This window comes from Arcobacter sp. CECT 8989, from assembly GCF_004116715.1.
Classification (GTDB): Bacteria; Campylobacterota; Campylobacteria; order Campylobacterales; family Arcobacteraceae; genus Halarcobacter.
This window is the reverse complement of sequence record NZ_PDKE01000005.1, coordinates 115,956-133,857: the sequence shown is the minus strand read 5'-3', so window position 1 is coordinate 133,857 and position 17,902 is coordinate 115,956. Positions and strand designations below refer to the sequence as shown.

The 17,902-nt window shown below is 28.5% G+C and carries 21 protein-coding genes; 13 read left to right on the top strand and 8 right to left on the bottom strand.

What is annotated here, in order from left to right; translation table 11 throughout:
- The 9 genes from CRV02_RS06605 to CRV02_RS06565 all read left to right on the top strand — a co-directional run bounded on the left by CRV02_RS06605 (position 1) and on the right by CRV02_RS06565 (position 6,991).
- Entirely contained in the window at positions 1-1,050 is a 1,050-nt protein-coding gene (locus CRV02_RS06605; protein WP_129089665.1) for a branched-chain amino acid ABC transporter permease, read from the top strand.
- Positions 1,047-1,814 carry an ABC transporter ATP-binding protein gene (locus tag CRV02_RS06600; protein ID WP_129089664.1) on the top strand — a complete coding sequence of 256 codons (768 nt, stop codon included), beginning with the start codon at positions 1,047-1,049 and terminating at the stop codon, positions 1,812-1,814. The genes CRV02_RS06605 and CRV02_RS06600 overlap by 4 nt, the downstream gene beginning before the upstream one ends.
- Positions 1,807-2,502 carry an ABC transporter ATP-binding protein gene (locus tag CRV02_RS06595; RefSeq protein ID WP_129089663.1) on the top strand — a complete coding sequence of 232 codons (696 nt, stop codon included), beginning with the start codon at positions 1,807-1,809 and terminating at the stop codon, positions 2,500-2,502. Before CRV02_RS06600 ends, CRV02_RS06595 begins: the two co-directional genes overlap by 8 nt.
- 98 nt (positions 2,503-2,600) lie before the next feature.
- Positions 2,601-2,999, top strand: coding sequence for a TerB family tellurite resistance protein (locus CRV02_RS06590; protein WP_129089662.1), 399 nt, complete (start codon positions 2,601-2,603; stop codon positions 2,997-2,999).
- 44 nt (positions 3,000-3,043) lie between these two features.
- Positions 3,044-3,265, top strand: coding sequence for a hypothetical protein (locus CRV02_RS06585; protein WP_258238955.1), 222 nt, complete (start codon positions 3,044-3,046; stop codon positions 3,263-3,265).
- Positions 3,255-3,464: a hypothetical protein gene (locus CRV02_RS06580; RefSeq protein WP_129008064.1), complete on the top strand. Its 210-nt coding sequence runs from the start codon at positions 3,255-3,257 to the stop codon at positions 3,462-3,464. Before CRV02_RS06585 ends, CRV02_RS06580 begins: the two co-directional genes overlap by 11 nt.
- Positions 3,465-3,469: 5 nt before the next feature.
- Complete coding sequence (locus tag CRV02_RS06575) at positions 3,470-3,901, top strand: prepilin-type N-terminal cleavage/methylation domain-containing protein (protein WP_129083160.1); 432 nt, start codon at positions 3,470-3,472, stop codon at positions 3,899-3,901.
- Complete coding sequence (locus CRV02_RS06570; RefSeq protein WP_129089661.1) at positions 3,901-5,748, top strand: primosomal protein N'; 1,848 nt, start codon at positions 3,901-3,903, stop codon at positions 5,746-5,748. The genes CRV02_RS06575 and CRV02_RS06570 overlap by 1 nt, the downstream gene beginning before the upstream one ends.
- A 55-nt stretch (positions 5,749-5,803) precedes the next feature.
- A complete protein-coding gene (locus CRV02_RS06565; RefSeq protein WP_129089660.1) occupies positions 5,804-6,991 on the top strand; it encodes a tetrahydrodipicolinate N-succinyltransferase N-terminal domain-containing protein in 1,188 nt (395 codons plus the stop codon).
- Between the two features lie 51 nt (positions 6,992-7,042).
- Here CRV02_RS06565 and CRV02_RS06560 read toward each other — a convergent pair whose 3' ends face one another.
- The 6 genes from CRV02_RS06560 to pyrC all read right to left on the bottom strand — a co-directional run bounded on the left by CRV02_RS06560 (position 7,043) and on the right by pyrC (position 12,068).
- Positions 7,043-9,217, bottom strand: coding sequence for a cation-translocating P-type ATPase (locus tag CRV02_RS06560; protein WP_129089659.1), 2,175 nt, complete (start codon positions 9,215-9,217; stop codon positions 7,043-7,045).
- Positions 9,218-9,221: 4 nt separating this feature from the next.
- Positions 9,222-9,581 (bottom strand): helix-turn-helix transcriptional regulator, encoded by a 360-nt coding sequence (locus CRV02_RS06555; protein WP_129083164.1) that lies wholly within the window; start codon positions 9,579-9,581, stop codon positions 9,222-9,224.
- A 1-nt stretch (position 9,582) separates the two neighbouring features.
- Positions 9,583-9,789 (bottom strand): heavy-metal-associated domain-containing protein, encoded by a 207-nt coding sequence (locus CRV02_RS06550; RefSeq protein WP_129089658.1) that lies wholly within the window; start codon positions 9,787-9,789, stop codon positions 9,583-9,585.
- 77 nt (positions 9,790-9,866) lie between these two features.
- Positions 9,867-10,358, bottom strand: a complete 492-nt coding sequence (locus CRV02_RS06545; protein WP_129089657.1) for a hypothetical protein — start codon at positions 10,356-10,358, stop codon at positions 9,867-9,869.
- 125 nt (positions 10,359-10,483) lie between these two features.
- Positions 10,484-11,032, bottom strand: coding sequence for a 6-carboxytetrahydropterin synthase (locus tag CRV02_RS06540; RefSeq protein ID WP_129089656.1), 549 nt, complete (start codon positions 11,030-11,032; stop codon positions 10,484-10,486).
- Positions 11,022-12,068, bottom strand: a complete 1,047-nt coding sequence (gene pyrC, locus CRV02_RS06535) for a dihydroorotase (RefSeq protein WP_129089655.1) — start codon at positions 12,066-12,068, stop codon at positions 11,022-11,024. The genes CRV02_RS06540 and pyrC overlap by 11 nt, the downstream gene beginning before the upstream one ends.
- Before the next feature lie 166 nt (positions 12,069-12,234).
- Between pyrC and CRV02_RS06530 the strand changes: the two genes are divergently transcribed.
- Positions 12,235-12,726: a DUF1007 family protein gene (locus CRV02_RS06530; protein ID WP_164968969.1), complete on the top strand. Its 492-nt coding sequence runs from the start codon at positions 12,235-12,237 to the stop codon at positions 12,724-12,726.
- Position 12,727: 1 nt separating this feature from the next.
- On the top strand, positions 12,728-13,468 hold the full coding sequence (locus tag CRV02_RS06525; RefSeq protein WP_129089653.1) for a nickel/cobalt transporter: 741 nt from the start codon (positions 12,728-12,730) through the stop codon (positions 13,466-13,468).
- Positions 13,469-13,470: 2 nt separating this feature from the next.
- Here CRV02_RS06525 and mrdA read toward each other — a convergent pair whose 3' ends face one another.
- Positions 13,471-15,249 (bottom strand): penicillin-binding protein 2, encoded by a 1,779-nt coding sequence (gene mrdA, locus CRV02_RS06520; protein WP_129089652.1) that lies wholly within the window; start codon positions 15,247-15,249, stop codon positions 13,471-13,473.
- 156 nt (positions 15,250-15,405) lie between these two features.
- Here mrdA and CRV02_RS06515 point away from each other — a divergent pair, with 156 nt between their 5' ends.
- Together CRV02_RS06515 and CRV02_RS06510 are read left to right on the top strand one after the other, a co-directional pair.
- Positions 15,406-16,377: a sodium-dependent bicarbonate transport family permease gene (locus tag CRV02_RS06515; protein WP_129089651.1), complete on the top strand. Its 972-nt coding sequence runs from the start codon at positions 15,406-15,408 to the stop codon at positions 16,375-16,377.
- A 3-nt stretch (positions 16,378-16,380) separates the two neighbouring features.
- The gene (locus CRV02_RS06510) at positions 16,381-16,662 is read left to right on the top strand and encodes a P-II family nitrogen regulator (protein WP_129089650.1); all 282 of its coding nucleotides are present in this window, start codon (positions 16,381-16,383) and stop codon (positions 16,660-16,662) included.
- Between the two features lie 26 nt (positions 16,663-16,688).
- Here the strand turns inward: CRV02_RS06510 and CRV02_RS06505 are convergent, their stop codons facing one another.
- On the bottom strand, positions 16,689-17,873 hold the full coding sequence (locus tag CRV02_RS06505; RefSeq protein ID WP_129089649.1) for a YbfB/YjiJ family MFS transporter: 1,185 nt from the start codon (positions 17,871-17,873) through the stop codon (positions 16,689-16,691).
- Between the last annotated feature and the right edge of the window lie 29 nt (positions 17,874-17,902).

Below are 17,902 nucleotides of genomic sequence, written 5' to 3'. Positions count from 1 at the left end.
ATGGTACAAGATTCAATTTTTACAAAACAAAGATTAATAAATTTAGCTTTAATAGTTGTTGCAATATGGTTTACTCATTTTGCACAAGTTACTTTCGACCCTTATACAGTAAGAATTATCAACAATGTTGCAATTTTTATAATATTGGCAGTTTCATATAACTTAATTAATGGTGTAACTGGACAGTTTTCACTAGAACCAAATGGATTTGTTGCAATTGGTGCATATGTTACAGCTATTTTAATTGTTGATGCTGATACTATGCTTTATCAATATGATATTGAAGATCCATCTGAATGGGTTTTAGCTTTACAAGCTGATTTTGCTTGGGCTTTATTGATAGCTGGTTGTTTTACTGCTTTAGTTGCATTAGCTCTTTCATTTCCTGTATTTAGAGTAAGAGGGGATTATCTTGCAATTGTTACGCTTGGTTTTGGTTTCATTATTAAAATCTTAGCAATTAATAATCCACAAATTACAAATGGTTCTTTAGGAATGAATGATATTCCTGAGTATTCAAACCTATATTGGACTGGTGGTATTGCTATTTTCACAGTTCTTGCTATTTTAAATATTATTTATTCTAAATATGGACGTGCTATGAAAGCAGTTAGAGATGATGAAGATGCTGCAACGGCTATGGGTGTAAATACTTTTAAAATTAAAACTTATGCTTTTACAACTTCTGCATTCTTTGAAGGTGTAGGTGGTGGATTATTAGCTGCATTATTAACATCTATTAGTCCTGATTTATTTACATTCTTCTTAACATTCCAACTGTTAATTATTATTGTTCTTGGCGGACTTGGTTCTACAACAGGAGCAATTTTAGGAACAATCTTTGTAATGGCAGGACTAGAATGGATGAGATTCTTAGACGAACCAATGAACCTATTTGGTTTCGAAACAGAAGGAACACCTGGTATGAGAATGGTTGTATTCTCACTAATCTTAATTATTGTAATGTTATTTGCAAGAGAAGGTTTAGTTGGTAAAAAAGAGCTATTTGACTTTAAGTTGTTTAAAAAGAAAAAAGGTGGTAACAAATGATTTTAGAAGTACAAAATGTAACTAAAAAATTTGGTGGAGTTACTGCTATAAAAGATACAACTTTCCATGTAAATGCAAAAGAGATATATGGTTTAATTGGTCCAAATGGTGCTGGTAAAACTACAATGTTTAATATTATTACTGGAAATTATGAGCCAACGGAAGGTGCAGTTAAGTTTCATGGACAAAGAATTGATGGAATAAAGCCTTATAAAATTGTACATAGAGGAATAGCAAGAACATTCCAAAATATTAGACTTTTTAACTCTATGTCTGTATTAGATAATATTTTAATTGGTTTTGATTATCAAGCAGAGTACTCATATCTTGAAGCAATTTTTAGATTGCCAAGGTTTTTTAAAGAAGAAAAAAGAGTTAAAAAAAGAGCTTTTGAGATTATGGAAGTTTTAGGAATTGCTGAGTTTGCAGATGAAATGGCTACAGCCTTATCTTATGGACAGCAAAGAAAAGTTGAGATTGCAAGAGCATTAGCTGCTTCTCCTCAACTTTTACTTCTTGATGAACCAGCAGCAGGTATGAATCCACAAGAGACACATGAGTTAGCAGAACTTTTCTTTAAAATTAGAGATGAGTTTGATGTAACGATTTTATTAATTGAACATGATATGAAGTTTGTAAATAAACTTTGTGACAGAGTTATGGTTTTAGACTATGGAAAAACAATCTTTGAGGGTCATATTAAAGATGCAATTAAAGATGAAGAAGTAATTAAAGCTTACCTTGGAGATTTTAAACATGCTTAAAGTAAAAGATTTAAAAGTTTATTATGGACTAATCAATGCTGTAAAAGGTGTTGAGTTTGAAGTAGGTGAGGGACAAATTGTTTCATTAATTGGAAGTAATGGTGCAGGAAAAACTTCAACTTTACAGTCAATTGTAAATGATGTTAAAAAAACTGGTGAGATTATTTTCAAAGATGATGATATTTCAAAAATGAAAACTCATAAGATTATTAAGAGTAATATTGCTTTAGTTCCTGAAGGAAGAAGATGTTTTCAGAACTTAACAATTGAAGAAAACCTTAGAATGGGTGCTTTTAATAATGATGAAAACTATGAAAAACTTCAAGAACATATGTTTGAACTATTTCCAAGACTTGTTACAAAAAAAGGTCAATTAGCAGGAACTATGTCTGGTGGAGAGCAACAAATGCTTGCTATTGCAAGAGCTTTAATGAGTTCTCCAAAACTTCTTATGCTTGATGAACCTTCATTAGGTCTTGCTCCTAAGATAGTTGGTGAACTTTTCAAAACAATTGAAAGATTAAGAGATGAAGGAATTACTATTTTACTAGTAGAGCAAAATGCTTTTGCTGCTTTAGAAATTTCTGATTATGCTTATGTTTTAGAAAATGGAGAAATTGCTTTAGAAGGAACTGGGGCTGAACTTATCGACTCTGATGAGATTAGAGAGAAGTACTTAGGTGGGTAAAACCCACTTAGTACACACTTTATTTAACTATTATTAACTTTTATTTACTACAATTCAATTTTTAAATTATAAATACAAATATTTTTATTAGGATTAATATGCTTTTAATGAAATTAGAAACAAAAGAAAAATTCTCATTCTTACAATTAGCACACTATTTAGCGAGAATTGATAATGATTATGGTGAAAAAGAACAAGAGGTTATTCTAGAATATTGTGCAGAAATGGGAATTGAAAATGATGATGACTTTGAGTTAGAAAGTTTTGATTTACATGCTACTTTAAAAGATTTTAAAAGTTTAAGAAGTAAGAAGATAGTTATTTTGGAGTTAATGATTTTAATTCATGCTGATGATAAATTTGATTTTGAAGAGAGAACTCTTATCTTCCAAATAAATGAAATTTTCAATTTATCTCAAAAAGATATAGAGTTTTATTCTCAATGGGGAAAAGCTGCAGCTGCACTATATACCCAAGGGAAGCTGTTTATAGACTAGTTAAAATGAAACTTTCTTCATTTTAAATAATTTAATTGGTTTATTTGGATAAAATAATCGCTATGGATATCATCAAAAACTTAAATGGAAAAATAGAAAAACTTATACATGAATATGAACTTCTTAAAAAAGAGAATGAAATATTAAAACGTGACCTTGATGATTTAAAAAATGAGAATGATGAATTGGAAAGAAACAACCAAGATATGCTTTTAAAAATCGATAGTACATTGACTTTTGTTGAGGCAAAGAGTAGTGGAAAATAAAGTGACATTTCATATAAATAACATGGCTTATACCATCACAGTAGATGATAAACTCAAAGATGAGATTACAAGATATCTATCTACCGATAAGAATTTAGATACAAAAGAGTTGCTAGCGGCTTATATAAGAGTTTCCCAGCAATATGTACGACTAAAAGATGATGTTGAGGCTGTAACAGAAAAATTACCAAATCTATAAATCTTATGAAAAAGGCATTTTCACTTATAGAAATTATTATTGTAATTGTAGTTATCTCTATAATTGCGAGTTTTCTAATAAGTAAATATGCCACTTCAATAAATAGTACAGTAAAAACTACTGTAAAAGCTGATATCGCACTGATTAATAGTGCTATATCAAAGAAAAACTCAAAAAATATATTGCTACAGAAATCAAAAATTACTTATTTAGATAATGCAATAACAAATCAAAAAGGATTAGAGATTTTTGATAATATTTTACAAGTACCATTGCTTTCAACGAATATGTTAGAAAAAGAGCTTGGTAAGTGGATTAAAGTTGCAAGTGATAAATATAGAGTTTATATCTCTAAAAAAGAGTATTTAGAGTATAGATTCAAAGATGATAGTTTCTCTTGTATTAGTGATTTAAAACTTTGTAAAGAGTTTGAATAATGAACTATTATGAAGTTTCACTTTTAAAATCACCCTTAGAGCCTTTAACTTTTCAAAGTGAAGAAGATTTAGAACTTGGAACAAAAGTTGAAGTTCCTTTACGAAATAGAAAAAACTATAGTGATGCAGTTGTTGTAAAAAAAGTAGAAGAACCAAGCTTTAAATGTAGTGATATAAAAGTTATTACAGAATCTTTTTATGATAATAAAATGCTTGAAATTGCAAAATTTATCTCTCAATATTATGTGTGCTCTTTTGGAGAGGCTCTTTCTATTTTTATTCCTTTTAATAAAGAGTATGAAAACAAAAATATAAAACTAGAGTTTGACTCACAAATAGAATTATCACCTAAGCAGCAAGAGGCATTTGATTTTTGTAAAGATAAAAAACAAGCCTTACTTTTTGCAAATACTGGAAGTGGTAAAACAGAAGTTTATATTAAAACTATTGAAGAGGTATTAAATAAAGGTGGGCAAGCAGTTTTATTGATGCCTGAAATTTCTTTAACTCCTCAAATGCAAAAAAGATTGGAAAAAGTTTTTTCTACTTCTGTAGCTATTTGGCACTCTAAAATTACTAAAAAGAAAAAAGAGACAATTCTTCAAGGCCTACAAGAAGGAAGTATCAAACTTGTAGCAGGGGCTAGGTCAGCACTTTTTTTACCCTTTGAAAACTTACAGTTAATAGTTGTAGATGAAGAGCATGATGAGTCTTATAAAAGTGATTCAAAACCAAGATATCATGCAAAAGATTTAAGTATTTATATTGCAAAAAAGTACGATATTAGATTGATTCTAGGAAGTGCAACAGCTTCTATCTCTTCTTTTTCAAAGTTGCCTTTTTATAGATTAAAGCAGACTTTTTATGATACAAGAAAGAAAATAGAGTTTGATGATTCTTCTTTAGATATCTCTTTAAAAGTATTAAATAAAATAAAACAAACTTTAGATAATCAAAATCAAGTAATTGTATTTTTACCTACAAGGGCAAACTACAAATACCAAATTTGTACTTCATGTGGAAAGTCAGTAGAGTGTCCTTATTGTTCTGTTTCAATGAGTTTACATAAAAATGATTTAGCCTTAAAGTGCCATTATTGTGGATATGCTCAAAAGATACCAGAAACTTGTCCTTCATGTAATAATGGAGTGATTCATAACCTAAGAGTTGGAACAGCACAAATTGAAGAACAACTAAATGAGATGTTCCCTAATAAAGTAGTAAAAAGATTTGATAGGGATGAAATCAAAACTGATAGTAAATTAAAAACTATTTTAAATGATTTTAACAACAATAAAATTGATATTTTAGTTGGTACTCAAATGCTATCAAAAGGGCATGATTACCATAATGTAAAACTTGCAGTTGTTCTTGGAATTGATTCAATCCTAAATATGAACTCTTATAAAGCAAGGGAAAAAGCTCTATCTTTACTTATTCAAATAGCAGGAAGAAGTGGAAGAAAAGGTGATGGTGAAGTTATTGTTCAAACCCAAAACCAAGATTTCTTTGCAGAATATTTGCAAGAGTATGATTATGGGGAGTTTTTACAAGAGGAATTAGAGTTTAGAGAAGGACTTTATCCTCCATTTTTGAAAATGGCAAAGGTAATGTTTGCCCATGCAAATGGACTTAAAGTAAAAGATGAACTTGATAGATATGTAAAGCTTTTAAAACAAAAAGAGAATATTCAAGTAGTAGGTTTCGGACAGTGTGCAATATTTAAAGTTGCAAATAAATATAGATATGAAATAATTTTACGTTCTTCAAATGTAAAAGCCTTACTTCAAGCCCTTCATAGTATTGATTCTCCTATGGCTTCTATTGATATGGATACAGTTTATTAATTAATCTTTAGACTTCTTATTGTATAATCGCCCCTAAAAATAATAAGGAAAAATAATGGCTTTTACAAAAGATGATTTTAAAGAACTAGTATCAAATATCCAATCTCAAGACTGGTACAAAAACCCAATTGGTTTTGGTATCGCAAAAGTAGATAGAGGACAATTAAACCCTGAAAAAATTTTACAAGCATCATATCCTGTAGTAAACTGGGAAGAGAACTATGGTAGTGCTGCAATTTTCTTAAATGCATTAAAAGAAGCAGGTGAAAATATTGATACTTCTAAATCAGAATTAGTATTTAATATCAGTGACAAATTTTTAACAACTTGTATTGAGTCTTTTAGACCATATATCCCAGAAGCAAAAGGACAAGAGCACAAAAATGTTCAAGTTATTTCTACTTTAGCTTCATTACCAATTGATTCAGGACTTACTGCTGATGATTATAGAGTTGTATTTATTTTTGAAGATACAAACCCAGCAAGTGCAGAGTCTGTATATTTAAAACTTTATGCTTTATCAACTGGAAAAGCAGCTTTAAGAAGCTTAAACCTTGATGGTGCATTTGGTCAATTACACAACAGTGCTTGGGTTGGAAATCAACCAATTGAATTAGACTGGTTAAGAGAGAATGAAATTTCATTAAAATTATCTGGTAAATTCCCAAGTATCACAAAAGTTGATAAATTCCCTCAATTCTTAGACCATGTAATCCCTGCTGATAACACAAGAATTTTAGATACAAACAAAGTAAGAATGGGTGCACAATTAGCAGCTGGAACTACTGTAATGCCTGGTGCTGCATATATCAACTTCAATGCTGGAACTGAAGGTGCTGTAATGGTTGAAGGTAGAATTTCTTCTTCAGCTAAAGTTGGTGCTGGTTCTGATGTTGGTGGAGGAGCTTCAATTCTTGGTGTTCTTTCTGGTACTGATGGTGTTCCTGTAACTATTGGTGATAACACATTATTAGGTGCTAACTCTTGTACTGGTACTGCTATTGGTGACTCTTGTATCTTAGATGCAGGTGTAACAATCTTACCAGGTACTAAAATCACTCTTTCTGAAAAAGCTGTTGAGCAATTAAAAGAGATTAACCCAGGTAAAGAGATTTCTACTGTTATGAAAGGTATGGATTTCTTAGGTGTTAATGGAGTACACTTTAGAGTTAATTCTCAAACTGGTCAAACAATTGCAATGAGATCAACTAGAGAAGTTAAATTAAACGCTGACTTACACTAAGTCAAACTAGAATAAAAGAGAAGTTTTCTTCTCTTTTATTTAAACTACTATCTAAAGCTTTTTTAGTTTTAATCTAAGAGAGTTTAGAACAACTGTCACAGAACTAAAACTCATAGCTATACCTGCGTACATTGGTGATAACATAAGTCCAAAGAATGGATATAAAACACCTGCTGCCAGTGGAATTCCTATTGCATTATAAATAAATGCCCAGAAAAGATTTTGTTTTATAATTTTCATTGTTTCAATTGATAGCTTAATACTTTTAGAAATAGAGTTAAGCTCATTATTTACTAAAATTATATCTCCCGCATCTTTACTAATATCAGCTCCTGAGTTTAAAGTTACTCCAATGTTTGCTTGTTTGATTGATGGAGCATCATTTATTCCATCTCCTACAAACATAACTTTACCTTTTTCTTGAACTTTTTTAATTACATCATATTTCTCAGTTGGAATAACTTCACTATAAACTTCATCGATACCAATCTTAGAGGCTATTTTAGAAGCAGTGATTTTATTATCTCCTGTTAATAAAATAGGCTTTATATTTTGTTTTTTTAGATTTTCAATCAGTTCTTTTGCATTCTCTTTTAGTTCATCTTCAAGGGCAAAAGAACCAATACTTTCATTCTCAATAGAAGCTAAAATAACACCATTTGCTAACTCTAACCTTTCATTATAAAACTCTAAGTGAGAGGTTTTGATTTCTATATTATTCTCTTCTAATAGTTGTTTGTTTCCAAGTAAAATTAGTTGCTTATCTATTTTAGCTTTTATTCCTCTTCCTGCAAGGATTTCTAAGTCTTCTATTTCATAGTTTTGTTTTTTTATATCTTTTAAATAGTTTACTACAGCTTTAGAAATAGGGTGCTCACTTAAACTCTCAACAGCTAATATTTTAGAGAAATATTTTTCATCTATATCTGTTTTAGTTACAGCTATTTCACCTTTTGTTAAAGTTCCTGTTTTATCAAAAACTGCGTATTGTATGTCTTTGATAACCTCTAGTACTTCAGGGTTTTTGATTAAAATACCTTCTTTAGCTCCTTTACTTACAGAACTTACAATAGCAATTGGAGTAGCAAGTCCTAAAGCACAAGGACAAGAGATAATAAGTACAGAAATACTTGCTAAAATAGCATTTTGCATATCTCCAACTAAAGCCCATATAATAAAAGTAGCGATAGCTATAACAATTACAGAAGGTACAAAGATATTTGCAATTTTATCTGCAAATCTACTAATAGGTATTTGTTTACTTTGAGCTGATTTTAGAAGGTTGATTATCTTTGATAAAGTTGTATCACTTGCTAGTTTTGTCACTTTTACTGTGATTACACCATTTGTGTTTAATGTTCCTGATAATACTTCATCTCCTACTTCTTTAAAAACAGGCATCGACTCACCTGTAATCATTGAAGTATCTATATCTGCACGACCTTTTATAATCTCTCCATCAGCAGGTATCTTTTCACCCGTTTTAACTAAAATCTTATCGTCTATTTTAAGTTCGCTTGCAAGTACTTCTTTTATATTATCTTTTTCATCAATTAAATTTGCAAGGCTAGGAGCCAATGTCATTAGTCTCTTTAAAAAGTCACTAGCTTTTTGTTTTGAACGTTCTTCTAAAAATCTTCCTAATAAAACAAAAGAGATAATAACAGCTGCCCCATCAAAATATAGGAATTTTAAATGCTCTGGAAATAAGCTTGGGAAGAATACAACAAAAGTAGAATAAAAGTATGCAGCACTAGTTCCTAGGGCAACTAAAACATTCATATCATAGTTTTTGTTACTTAAAGCCTTATATGCTAATTTATAAAATCTAGCACCACAAAAGAACTGTACGACTGTTGCAAGGGCGAAGATAGCATATTGTTTAACTGATACATCAACTATGCTTGAAAACATGATTACAAACATAAATGCAGTTATAGTCATAGAAATAGAGAAAAGGTTTTTAAGGTTTTTGAACTCTTTTTCTTGAGCTTTTTCTAGGTGAGAAAAGTCTTCTTCAACTTTATACCCAAGAAGTTCAATTTTTTTTATAAGAGTATCTTTTGACATATTTTCAGTATCAATAGTAAACTCTCCTTCACTAGAAGCGAAGCTTACTTTAGTACTTTGTACACCTTTTTGTTTGTTTAAAAACTTTTCAATTCCATTTGAGCAGTTAACACAAGTCATTCCTGAGATGTTTAGATTTATTTTCTCTTTTGACATAAGACTACTCCTTTTCTTTTAGGATTGCTTTGAGTAAATCTTTTATATACTCATCTTTTATATAATAAAAAGACATTTTTTTATCTTTTTTAAAATCAACTATTCCGTATTTTTTTAGTGTTCTTAATTGGTGTGATACATGAGACTGAGGTATCTCAAGTAGGTTTGTCATCTCTCCTACACATATTTCATAATCTATTAGTGCATATAACATTTTTGCTCTAGTTGGGTCAGCAAGAGCTTTAAATACATTTGAGATATCAACTAAAGTTTCCTGTGAAGGAAGAATTTTATTTATATCAGAGATATAACTAATATCTTCACAACAAGACCTGATTAATTTTTTTTCTTCACAAGCACACATATTACTCTTCTATGATTTCAAATCCAAGTTCTTTCATTTCATCTTTGAACTTTACTTCTTGTATTTCATCTTTGATTTCAACTGTTACTTCTTTTGGTTCTGTATTTAAATTTATAATAATCTCTCCAAACTCTTCTTCTAATGAACCTTTAATAAGATTTGAACAACTACCACAAGCTATATTGTTTGCTTTAAATGTTTTTTTCATAAGATAATCCTTTATATATGATAAATATTTCATATGATATTATCATCATATGAAATAAATGTCAAGACTAAAGGATATTAAATTTTGTTAAGCATCATAAAAAGTTCGTATAAAACTTCACTTTCTATTACAAGAGATATAAAGAAGATAATTTCAAATTTAAATAAAATAGTTCTATTTATTCTTTCATTTAAAAAATTAAAGTCTTTTTTTAGCATATCATGAGCATGTATAGAGAAGCTATGTTTTACATTGTTTTTGTACCAGTGTATATAAGCTTCTCTTTTTACAATATCTTTTTTAGAAATAATTTCATGTAAAAAATAAACATGAAGTATTGAAATAAAAAAAGTAGTTATAGGAAATATATTTTCAACTAGAAAATAAATTAATATGATTAAAAAAGGGTAGATTATAATAAAACAACTGACTCGTTTATGGTGATGATAAATATAGTTTATCAAAAAATATTTAGAGCCTAAATTGTTTGATATATTTTTATTAAAGATTAATGCGTTGATGAAAATTATAAAAAAAGCGATAATATGTAAGTGAAGTAAAGAAAACATGCTAACTCCTTCATATGACTGAATAGCAATCTTACTTCTTAAATTTACCTAAGTGTTAGTTAATTAAAATAAAAATTATTTGATAAAGTTTTAATTTTAATCTATTTATAAAGTTAGGCAAAACTTTATAAAGATGATAATATCTTTTTTAATTCTTCTTTTTCTTTCCACTCATTAATAATTTGTTTTGAGAATTTAACTTTTTTTAAATCTAACTCAATTATGTCAATATCATCTAAAAAAGCCTCTGCATAACCTGTTTGTGTTTCATGAACTCTTACAGAAGATACTTTTACATCTCCTTCTGCATTTTCTAAAACTGTATTTTTTAAAATATGATTTATGAATTTTAAAAACAATAGACTATATGATTCTGCACTTGGGGATACAGGCATCTCTATCCATCTTTCACTATTTTTTTTGAAGAAGTTTTTGAACTCTTCAGACTCTTCTGACCAAAGTGAATAAGCATGATCAAAAGAGTCTATTATATTTTTAATATGTTTTTTTGTTAAGCCAAAATCTAAAACCATATATCCATTATCTAGTTTATTTGAAGAGAAAAATACTTCAACTTCATAGGAGTGTCCATGAATGGACTTTTTACATCTATTAGTTGTGCAGTTTCTTACAATATGTGCACCTTCAAATTTAAACTTTTTCCTAATAATCATCTTTAACCTTAACGTTTTTTATGCTCCATGAAAGAGTTTGTCCTGCAAATAAAGGTACTACTTCTTCATTTTTGTATTGGTATGATTGAGGTACTTGAAATTCTTCTTTTTTTAATTCAATTTGTTTTTTTGTGGGTATTAAGTTATATATTTTTTGAGCATTTAAACTAACAAAAGCATTTAAATTTTCAAGTTTTCCATTCTCTTCAAAAAGTTGAGTTAATACTTGAAGTGCAATAGGTGAAGTAAAAACACCAGCTGCTCCATCATGGCACTCTTTAGCCTCTTTTTGGTGGGGAGCAGAATCTGAGCCAAACATTACTTTAGGATGAGCAGATAAGGCCAGTTTTCTAAGAGCTTCTTTATCTGTAGGCTTTTTAACTACGGGTTTACAAAAAGTATGAGGATTTAACATTCCTCCTAATACATCATCTAACGTAAGCATAAGATGATGAACTGTAATTGTTGCATATAAGTTATCATATTTTTCTAATAACGCAATAGATTCTTCACTTGATATGTGCTCCATAATTATCTTCAATTTTGGAAAGTTTATAGCTAAGGATTCATAAATAGGCAAAAACTCTTTTTCTCTCTCCATTATAAAGCCTTTTGTCTCTCCATGAACACATAAAGGGATATCTAACTTTTCCATTGATTCTAATACTGGTCTTAATATATCTACATCCATTGAAGCTACACCTGTTTCAGAGTTTGTAGTTACTCCAAAAGGATATAGTTTAACTGCAATAATCTCATCTTTAATATCTTTTAAAAACTCATATGAGTAATCTGTTTGAAAAAATATAGTAACTTGAGGACTAAAACTATCATTTTTACAGGCATCTTTGATTCTTTGTTTATAAGAGAGCAGTGCTTCTTTTGTTGTAATTGGTGGAACAATATTAGGCATAACTAATGCAGCTGAAAAATATTTTGAAGTTAATGGAGCAACTAATTTTAGCATATCATCATCTCGTAAATGTAAATGCATATCAAGTGGGGAATCAATTATAAAACTATTTTTATTATTCAATTTATTTCCTTATTTGTATATAAATGCAACTAAGTCGCATTTAAAATTCATTTGGTATGATAGCAAAATGCAACTTAGTTGCAAAAATGATTGACTTCAAATAATATATCGAGGGGAATAATACTTTGGAAGTATTTCAGTTTTTTCTAAAATGAGACTATTTATATTGCTTTTGCTTTTTTATACTATTAGCTTTTCTCATCCCCATACATTTATTGAAGTTAAACCAATAGTCGAAATAAATGATTCTAAAATCAATAAAATGCGTATTAATTGGGTACTTGATGAAATGACATCAATGTTACTTATTATGGAACTTGACACAAATGGAAATGGAAAATTTGAAGAAGATGAAAATGCTTTTATTTATGAAAACTATTTTTTGTCACTTTCAAAATATGATTTTTATATGCAAATTCTAAATAACAAAAAAAAGCTTTCTTTTTTTCCTCAAAACTTTCAAGCTTCAATTAAAAATGGAAAATTAATTTATGCTTTTGATATCAATAAAACACTTGAGATAAAAGAGTTAAAAATCTCTTTTTTTGATAAAGAATTGTTTGTTGGAATGATGATAGATAAAGAGTATATCACTATTGAAGGTATTGATTCTAAAGAAGTTAATCAATTAAAAAAACAAATTTTTGGAGTAAAATAGTATGAGCTTATATGAAAGTTTTTTAAATAGTTTGATTCAATATCAGTTTAAATTTAATAGTTATATCTCTTCTACAATAAAAAGTATCAATGATGAAAATATGATTACAAGTTCACTTTTTGTTTTAGCAATTTCATTTCTTTATGGATTAATACATGCAGCTGGACCTGGACATGGTAAAGCAATAGTAGGTTTTTATTTTGCAACAAATAAAAATGATTATACAGAGGCTTTTAAAATAGGCTATTTAATCTCTATTATTCATGCAATCTCTGCACTTACTTTAACTTTTGGTATCTTTTTTTTATTAGAGACTATGTTTCGACAAAATTTTGATCATTTTTCTAAAATAACAATGCAGATAAGTGCCTTTATGATAGTTTGTGTAGGTATATATATAATTGTGTCTTCTTATCTTTCTCGAAAAAAAAAGGAAGAAAAACTTAATAAAAACAGAAGTAAGTTTGCATTAGCTTTTAGTGCAGGTATTGTTCCTTGTCCTGGTGTAATGACTATTGTACTATTTTGTACTATGCTTAAAAACTATTTTTTAGGTGTATTAGCTGCTGTTACTATGAGTTTAGGTATGGGACTTACTATTTCTATAGTTGGGATATTGTCAATTGTTCTTAATAAAAGAGCAAATGGTTTCTTAGAGGAAAAGAGTTTTATCTTAGAAATAATTGGAGGGGTACTTATTTTAGGTTTAGGCTGTTTACTTTTTTTAATTAACTATGTATAGTTTTATTTATTTTCTATATAGCCTTTTTCTAAAAGTTTATTATAAATCTTACTAACAATTTCACCTGCCGCACTACCTCCATGTCCACCATGTTCTACTAGAACTGTAACTACATATTTTTTGTTGGCATTATATGGACCATAAGTTGTAAGCCAAGCATGAGACCTATGGTAATATTCAAGTTCACTCTCTTTCATTCTTTCTTTTTCAGTCTGAGGAATAGCAATAACTTGTGCAGTACCAGTCTTTGCAGCAATTGCTATTTTACTATTTTTCGTGTGTTTATGTGCAGTTCCTTCCTTTTTAGTAACTACTTGTCTCATACCTTTTCTAATAATATTTATATGTTTTTTATCTGTCTTAATTTCTATAGGTTTAATATAGGCATCTTTTGCTAAGTGTGGGAAAGGTAATTCCCCTGTAGCTAGAAATGCAGTATATCTAGCCATTTGCATTGGTGTAACTAACATCTCTCCTTGACCTATTGCCGTAATAACTGTTTCCCCTACATACCACGGAAGATTATGCTTTTTTAATTTCCATTCTTTATTTGGATTTGTTCCATAGTGTTCATTATATAAATCAATACCTGTTTTTTTACCAATTCCATATTTTGACAGTGTCTTAGAAATTTTGTTTATACCTACTTCTAAACTTCCTTGATAAAAAAACTCATCACTACTAACTCTTAAGGCTCTTTCAAAACCAACAATACCATGTCCGTCTTTTTTCCAATCTCTAAAACTTCTATTTCCAATTTTAATTGCTCCTATAGAGTTAACCTTATATTTTGGACTTAATCCATTTTCTAAAAATGATAAAGCAACACCCATTTTTATAATTGAACCAGGAGGATATTTACCTTGAATTAATTTATTTGTAAAAGGATGATTGAAGTCATTTTTTAGTTTATTCCAATTTTCTGTTGATACTCCATCAACAAAAATATTATTATCAAACTCAGGATATGACCCAGCAACTAAAAGCTCACCATTTTGTGCATCCATAACTATAACGGCACCACTTTTATTCTTAAATAGTTTTTGAACATATTTTTGTAAGTTTATATCTATTGTAATATCTAAATTATTTTCAGTGAAAGGTTCTTTTTTTTCTAAAATTTCAATTTCTTTATTTAGTGCATTTACTTTAACTTTTTTATATCCTAAATGACCTTGTAGTCTCTCATTATAAAATTTTTCTAAACCATTTTTACCTATTACTTTACTAAATTTAGAAAATCTATTATTTTTTATATCCTCTTTAGAAGCTTTTCCTATATATCCTATTATATGTGCAGCATTTTTTCCATGAGGATATACTCTTTTAACTTCTGATTTAATTTGAATACTTTCATTGGAATTAAAAATTGTATATTTATCGATAAAATCTTCATAAGGTATAAATTCAACTATTTTTACAAAATCATGATTGTAATTAGAATCATACTTTATATATTTATTATATAAAGTATCTTTTTCTAATTTAGGATAATACTTATTCACTAATTGTATTATAGAGTTTAATGTTTTCTTTTTATTAGATAAACTTAAATGTGGTTCAATATTTATTGAAAAACCAAGTTTATTCATGGCTAATATTTCACCATTTCTATCTTTGATAATTCCTCTGTTTGGAGTTAAATAGATTTTTTTAATGTAATTTTCTTTTGATAGTTCTTCATAGTAGTTATTTGACTTAATACTCAAGCTATAAACTCTTGAAAGTAGAATTATACAGATAAATATGATAAAGATAAAAATAAAGTTAAGTCTGTTCAAAAAAGAATCCAATAATATTTTGAGTAATAATCTTAACTAAAGATTTTTAAATGCAACTTAGTTGCATTTAAAATTAGAAATCATATTTATAGTTTAGTTTTAAGAACAACTTTATTTCTCTCAAAGTATAATCCAAATCAAAACTTAGGAATTTTTATGAGTTTTGATTTAGTATTACAAAATATTTTAAATCCACCCATTTTGTTTTTCTTTTTAGGAATGCTTGCAGTATTTTTAAAATCTGATTTATCTATTCCCCAGCCTTTACCAAAATTATTTTCATTGTATTTACTAATTGCTATTGGACTACATGGAGGTTATGAACTCTCTAAAAGTGGTTTGGATATAGGTGTACTAAAAGCTTTATTATTAGCTATAGCAATGGCAGTTATTGTTCCAATATATAGTTACTTTATATTAAAAATAAAACTTGATACATACAATGCAGTTGCAATTGCAGCAACTTTTGGTTCAATTAGTGCGGTTACATTTATTACTGGTATCACATATTTACAAAATATAGGTGTTGAATATGGTGGTTATATGGTTGCTGCAATGACCCTTATGGAATCTCCTGCAATTGTTATAGGACTAATATTTGCTGCTTTATTTGCAAAGGACTCCAAGGAAGAAAAAACTGATTGGAAAGAGATTTTAAGGGAAGCTTTTTTAAATCCTTCTGTATTTTTACTTATTGGTGCACTTATTATTGGAATGAGTACAGGTGAAAAAGGTTGGCATTCTATGGAGCCATTATTTGGAACTTTGTTTAAAGGTTTTTTAGCATTTTTCCTCTTAGATATGGGATTAGTGGCTGCAAGAAAAATTTATGAATTAAAAAAAGTTGGATTTTTTTTAATAGCCTTTGCTCTAGTAATGCCTATCTTTAATGCTTCATTAGGAATATTATTAGCATATATCTTTGAATTATCAAAAGGAGATGCTTTCTTACTTGCTCTTTTAAGTGGTAGTGCTTCATATATAGCTGTTCCTGCCGCAATGAGACTATCTGTTCCACAAGCAAATCCGGGACTTTATTTACCATTAAGTTTAGCAATAACATTCCCCTTTAATATTTCACTGGGAATACCTTTATACTATTTTATAATAAACACATTTTGGGGGTGATTTTTGAAAAAAGTCGAAATTATTATTGAGTCAACATATACTAATAGGTTATTAGATGTTTTGAAAAAAAATGAAATAACTAGTTATACTTTAATAAAAGATATTGAAGGCTGTGGGGGACATGGTTTAAAATCAAGTGATGATATTACTGATGTATTTAGTAATAACTATATATTTACTATTTGTACTGAAGAAAAATTTACTGAAATAAAAGATGAAATAAAGAGATTTATTAATAAATATGGTGGTAAGTGTATTGTAAGCCAAGCTGAGATATTGATTTAGTTTTATGAAATAAACATATTTCATTATTAAATCTTTTTTTGTTCTTCTGTCATAATTGTTTTAGAAAAAAACAAAAGTAAAATACCACAATAAACGATAAATGAAGTAAGATAAAGAGCATAATTATATGATGAGAATTTTTCAATAAAATAGACAGAATAAAGGGGAGCTATTACTTGACCTATGCCATTAGCTATTGTAAATGCACCCATTAAAACTACAGGGCTTTTCCCTGCTAATTTCCCTCCAAGATTCATAAACAATCCCACAAGAGCAATAAAAGTTCCTCCATAAAGTACACCTGACAAAAGATTTAAATATATATTTGATGTAACAGTTGGTATTAAAATACTTATACCAAGTAAACTCATAGTGATGATGATTATATTTACACTTCCGTACTTAGAAGCTAAACTCATCCATATAATACAAGAAGGAATACCAGCTAAACCAACTATTGTCCAAGTCATACTTCCATATCCTTCTAACTCTTTTATAGAATTGATAATATCTGGTAAAAACGTAGCTTGTACTACAAATCCTATACCCATAGTAAAGTAGCTAATGATTATGATAATAGTAAAAGGTGTAAATAAAGATTTATCAAAGTTTGTTGATGTTTTTTTTACTTTAATACTTTTATCAAATGACAAAATATACATAGAGTATAATGCAAGAATAGTTGTAACTATAGTTAATACTATCCACGAATCTTTCCAGCTTCCACCACTGTTTTGAACTGCTCTTGCAATAATATCAGTTACAAAAATCGAAAAGCCAATTCCTGAAAAGTGTATTCCCATAGCTTTTGTTTTATTTTGAAAGTTTAATTTACACATAACAATAGCTGAACCTACTACAAATGCTAAAGCTCCTGAAACTCCTGCAGTAAGTCTAGCTATAAACCAGATAGTTTGATTTTCTGTGATACCAAGAATAATAGTTGTTAGTAAACATAAAATAATTCCAATTCTAAAAAATATCACTTTTTTATTTATGTCCTTTATAAACATAGAAAAAATTGAACCACTTAAATAACCTATATAATTAAAAGATGCTAATATCCCTGCAAAACTAACTGTAAGAAAGCCTTCAATCATAGGAGGAAGAAGTGAAGTAAAAGCAAATCTAGTTATTCCAAGTCCAATTATTACAGCAATAATTCCTGCGATTAGTATTGATATGTTGTTATTTTTATTTAATAAGTTCATTTTTACTTCTTTCTTTAACTAGATTATAG

Excerpts from the sequence above, each read along its gene's own strand:
- CRV02_RS06605 (WP_129089665.1), top strand. The coding sequence starts at position 1 with ATGGTACAAGATTCAATTTTTACAAAACAAAGATTAATAAATTTAGCT.
- CRV02_RS06600 (WP_129089664.1), top strand. The coding sequence starts at position 1,047 with ATGATTTTAGAAGTACAAAATGTAACTAAAAAATTTGGTGGAGTTACT.
- CRV02_RS06595 (WP_129089663.1), top strand. The coding sequence starts at position 1,807 with ATGCTTAAAGTAAAAGATTTAAAAGTTTATTATGGACTAATCAATGCT.
- CRV02_RS06590 (WP_129089662.1), top strand. The coding sequence starts at position 2,601 with ATGCTTTTAATGAAATTAGAAACAAAAGAAAAATTCTCATTCTTACAA.
- CRV02_RS06575 (WP_129083160.1), top strand. The coding sequence starts at position 3,470 with ATGAAAAAGGCATTTTCACTTATAGAAATTATTATTGTAATTGTAGTT.
- CRV02_RS06570 (WP_129089661.1), top strand. The coding sequence starts at position 3,901 with ATGAACTATTATGAAGTTTCACTTTTAAAATCACCCTTAGAGCCTTTA.
- CRV02_RS06565 (WP_129089660.1), top strand. The coding sequence starts at position 5,804 with ATGGCTTTTACAAAAGATGATTTTAAAGAACTAGTATCAAATATCCAA.
- CRV02_RS06560 (WP_129089659.1), bottom strand. The coding sequence starts at position 9,217 with ATGTCAAAAGAGAAAATAAATCTAAACATCTCAGGAATGACTTGTGTT.
- CRV02_RS06555 (WP_129083164.1), bottom strand. The coding sequence starts at position 9,581 with ATGTGTGCTTGTGAAGAAAAAAAATTAATCAGGTCTTGTTGTGAAGAT.
- CRV02_RS06550 (WP_129089658.1), bottom strand. The coding sequence starts at position 9,789 with ATGAAAAAAACATTTAAAGCAAACAATATAGCTTGTGGTAGTTGTTCA.
- CRV02_RS06545 (WP_129089657.1), bottom strand. The coding sequence starts at position 10,358 with ATGTTTTCTTTACTTCACTTACATATTATCGCTTTTTTTATAATTTTC.
- CRV02_RS06540 (WP_129089656.1), bottom strand. The coding sequence starts at position 11,032 with ATGATTATTAGGAAAAAGTTTAAATTTGAAGGTGCACATATTGTAAGA.
- CRV02_RS06525 (WP_129089653.1), top strand. The coding sequence starts at position 12,728 with ATGAGCTTATATGAAAGTTTTTTAAATAGTTTGATTCAATATCAGTTT.
- CRV02_RS06515 (WP_129089651.1), top strand. The coding sequence starts at position 15,406 with ATGAGTTTTGATTTAGTATTACAAAATATTTTAAATCCACCCATTTTG.
- CRV02_RS06505 (WP_129089649.1), bottom strand. The coding sequence starts at position 17,873 with ATGAACTTATTAAATAAAAATAACAACATATCAATACTAATCGCAGGA.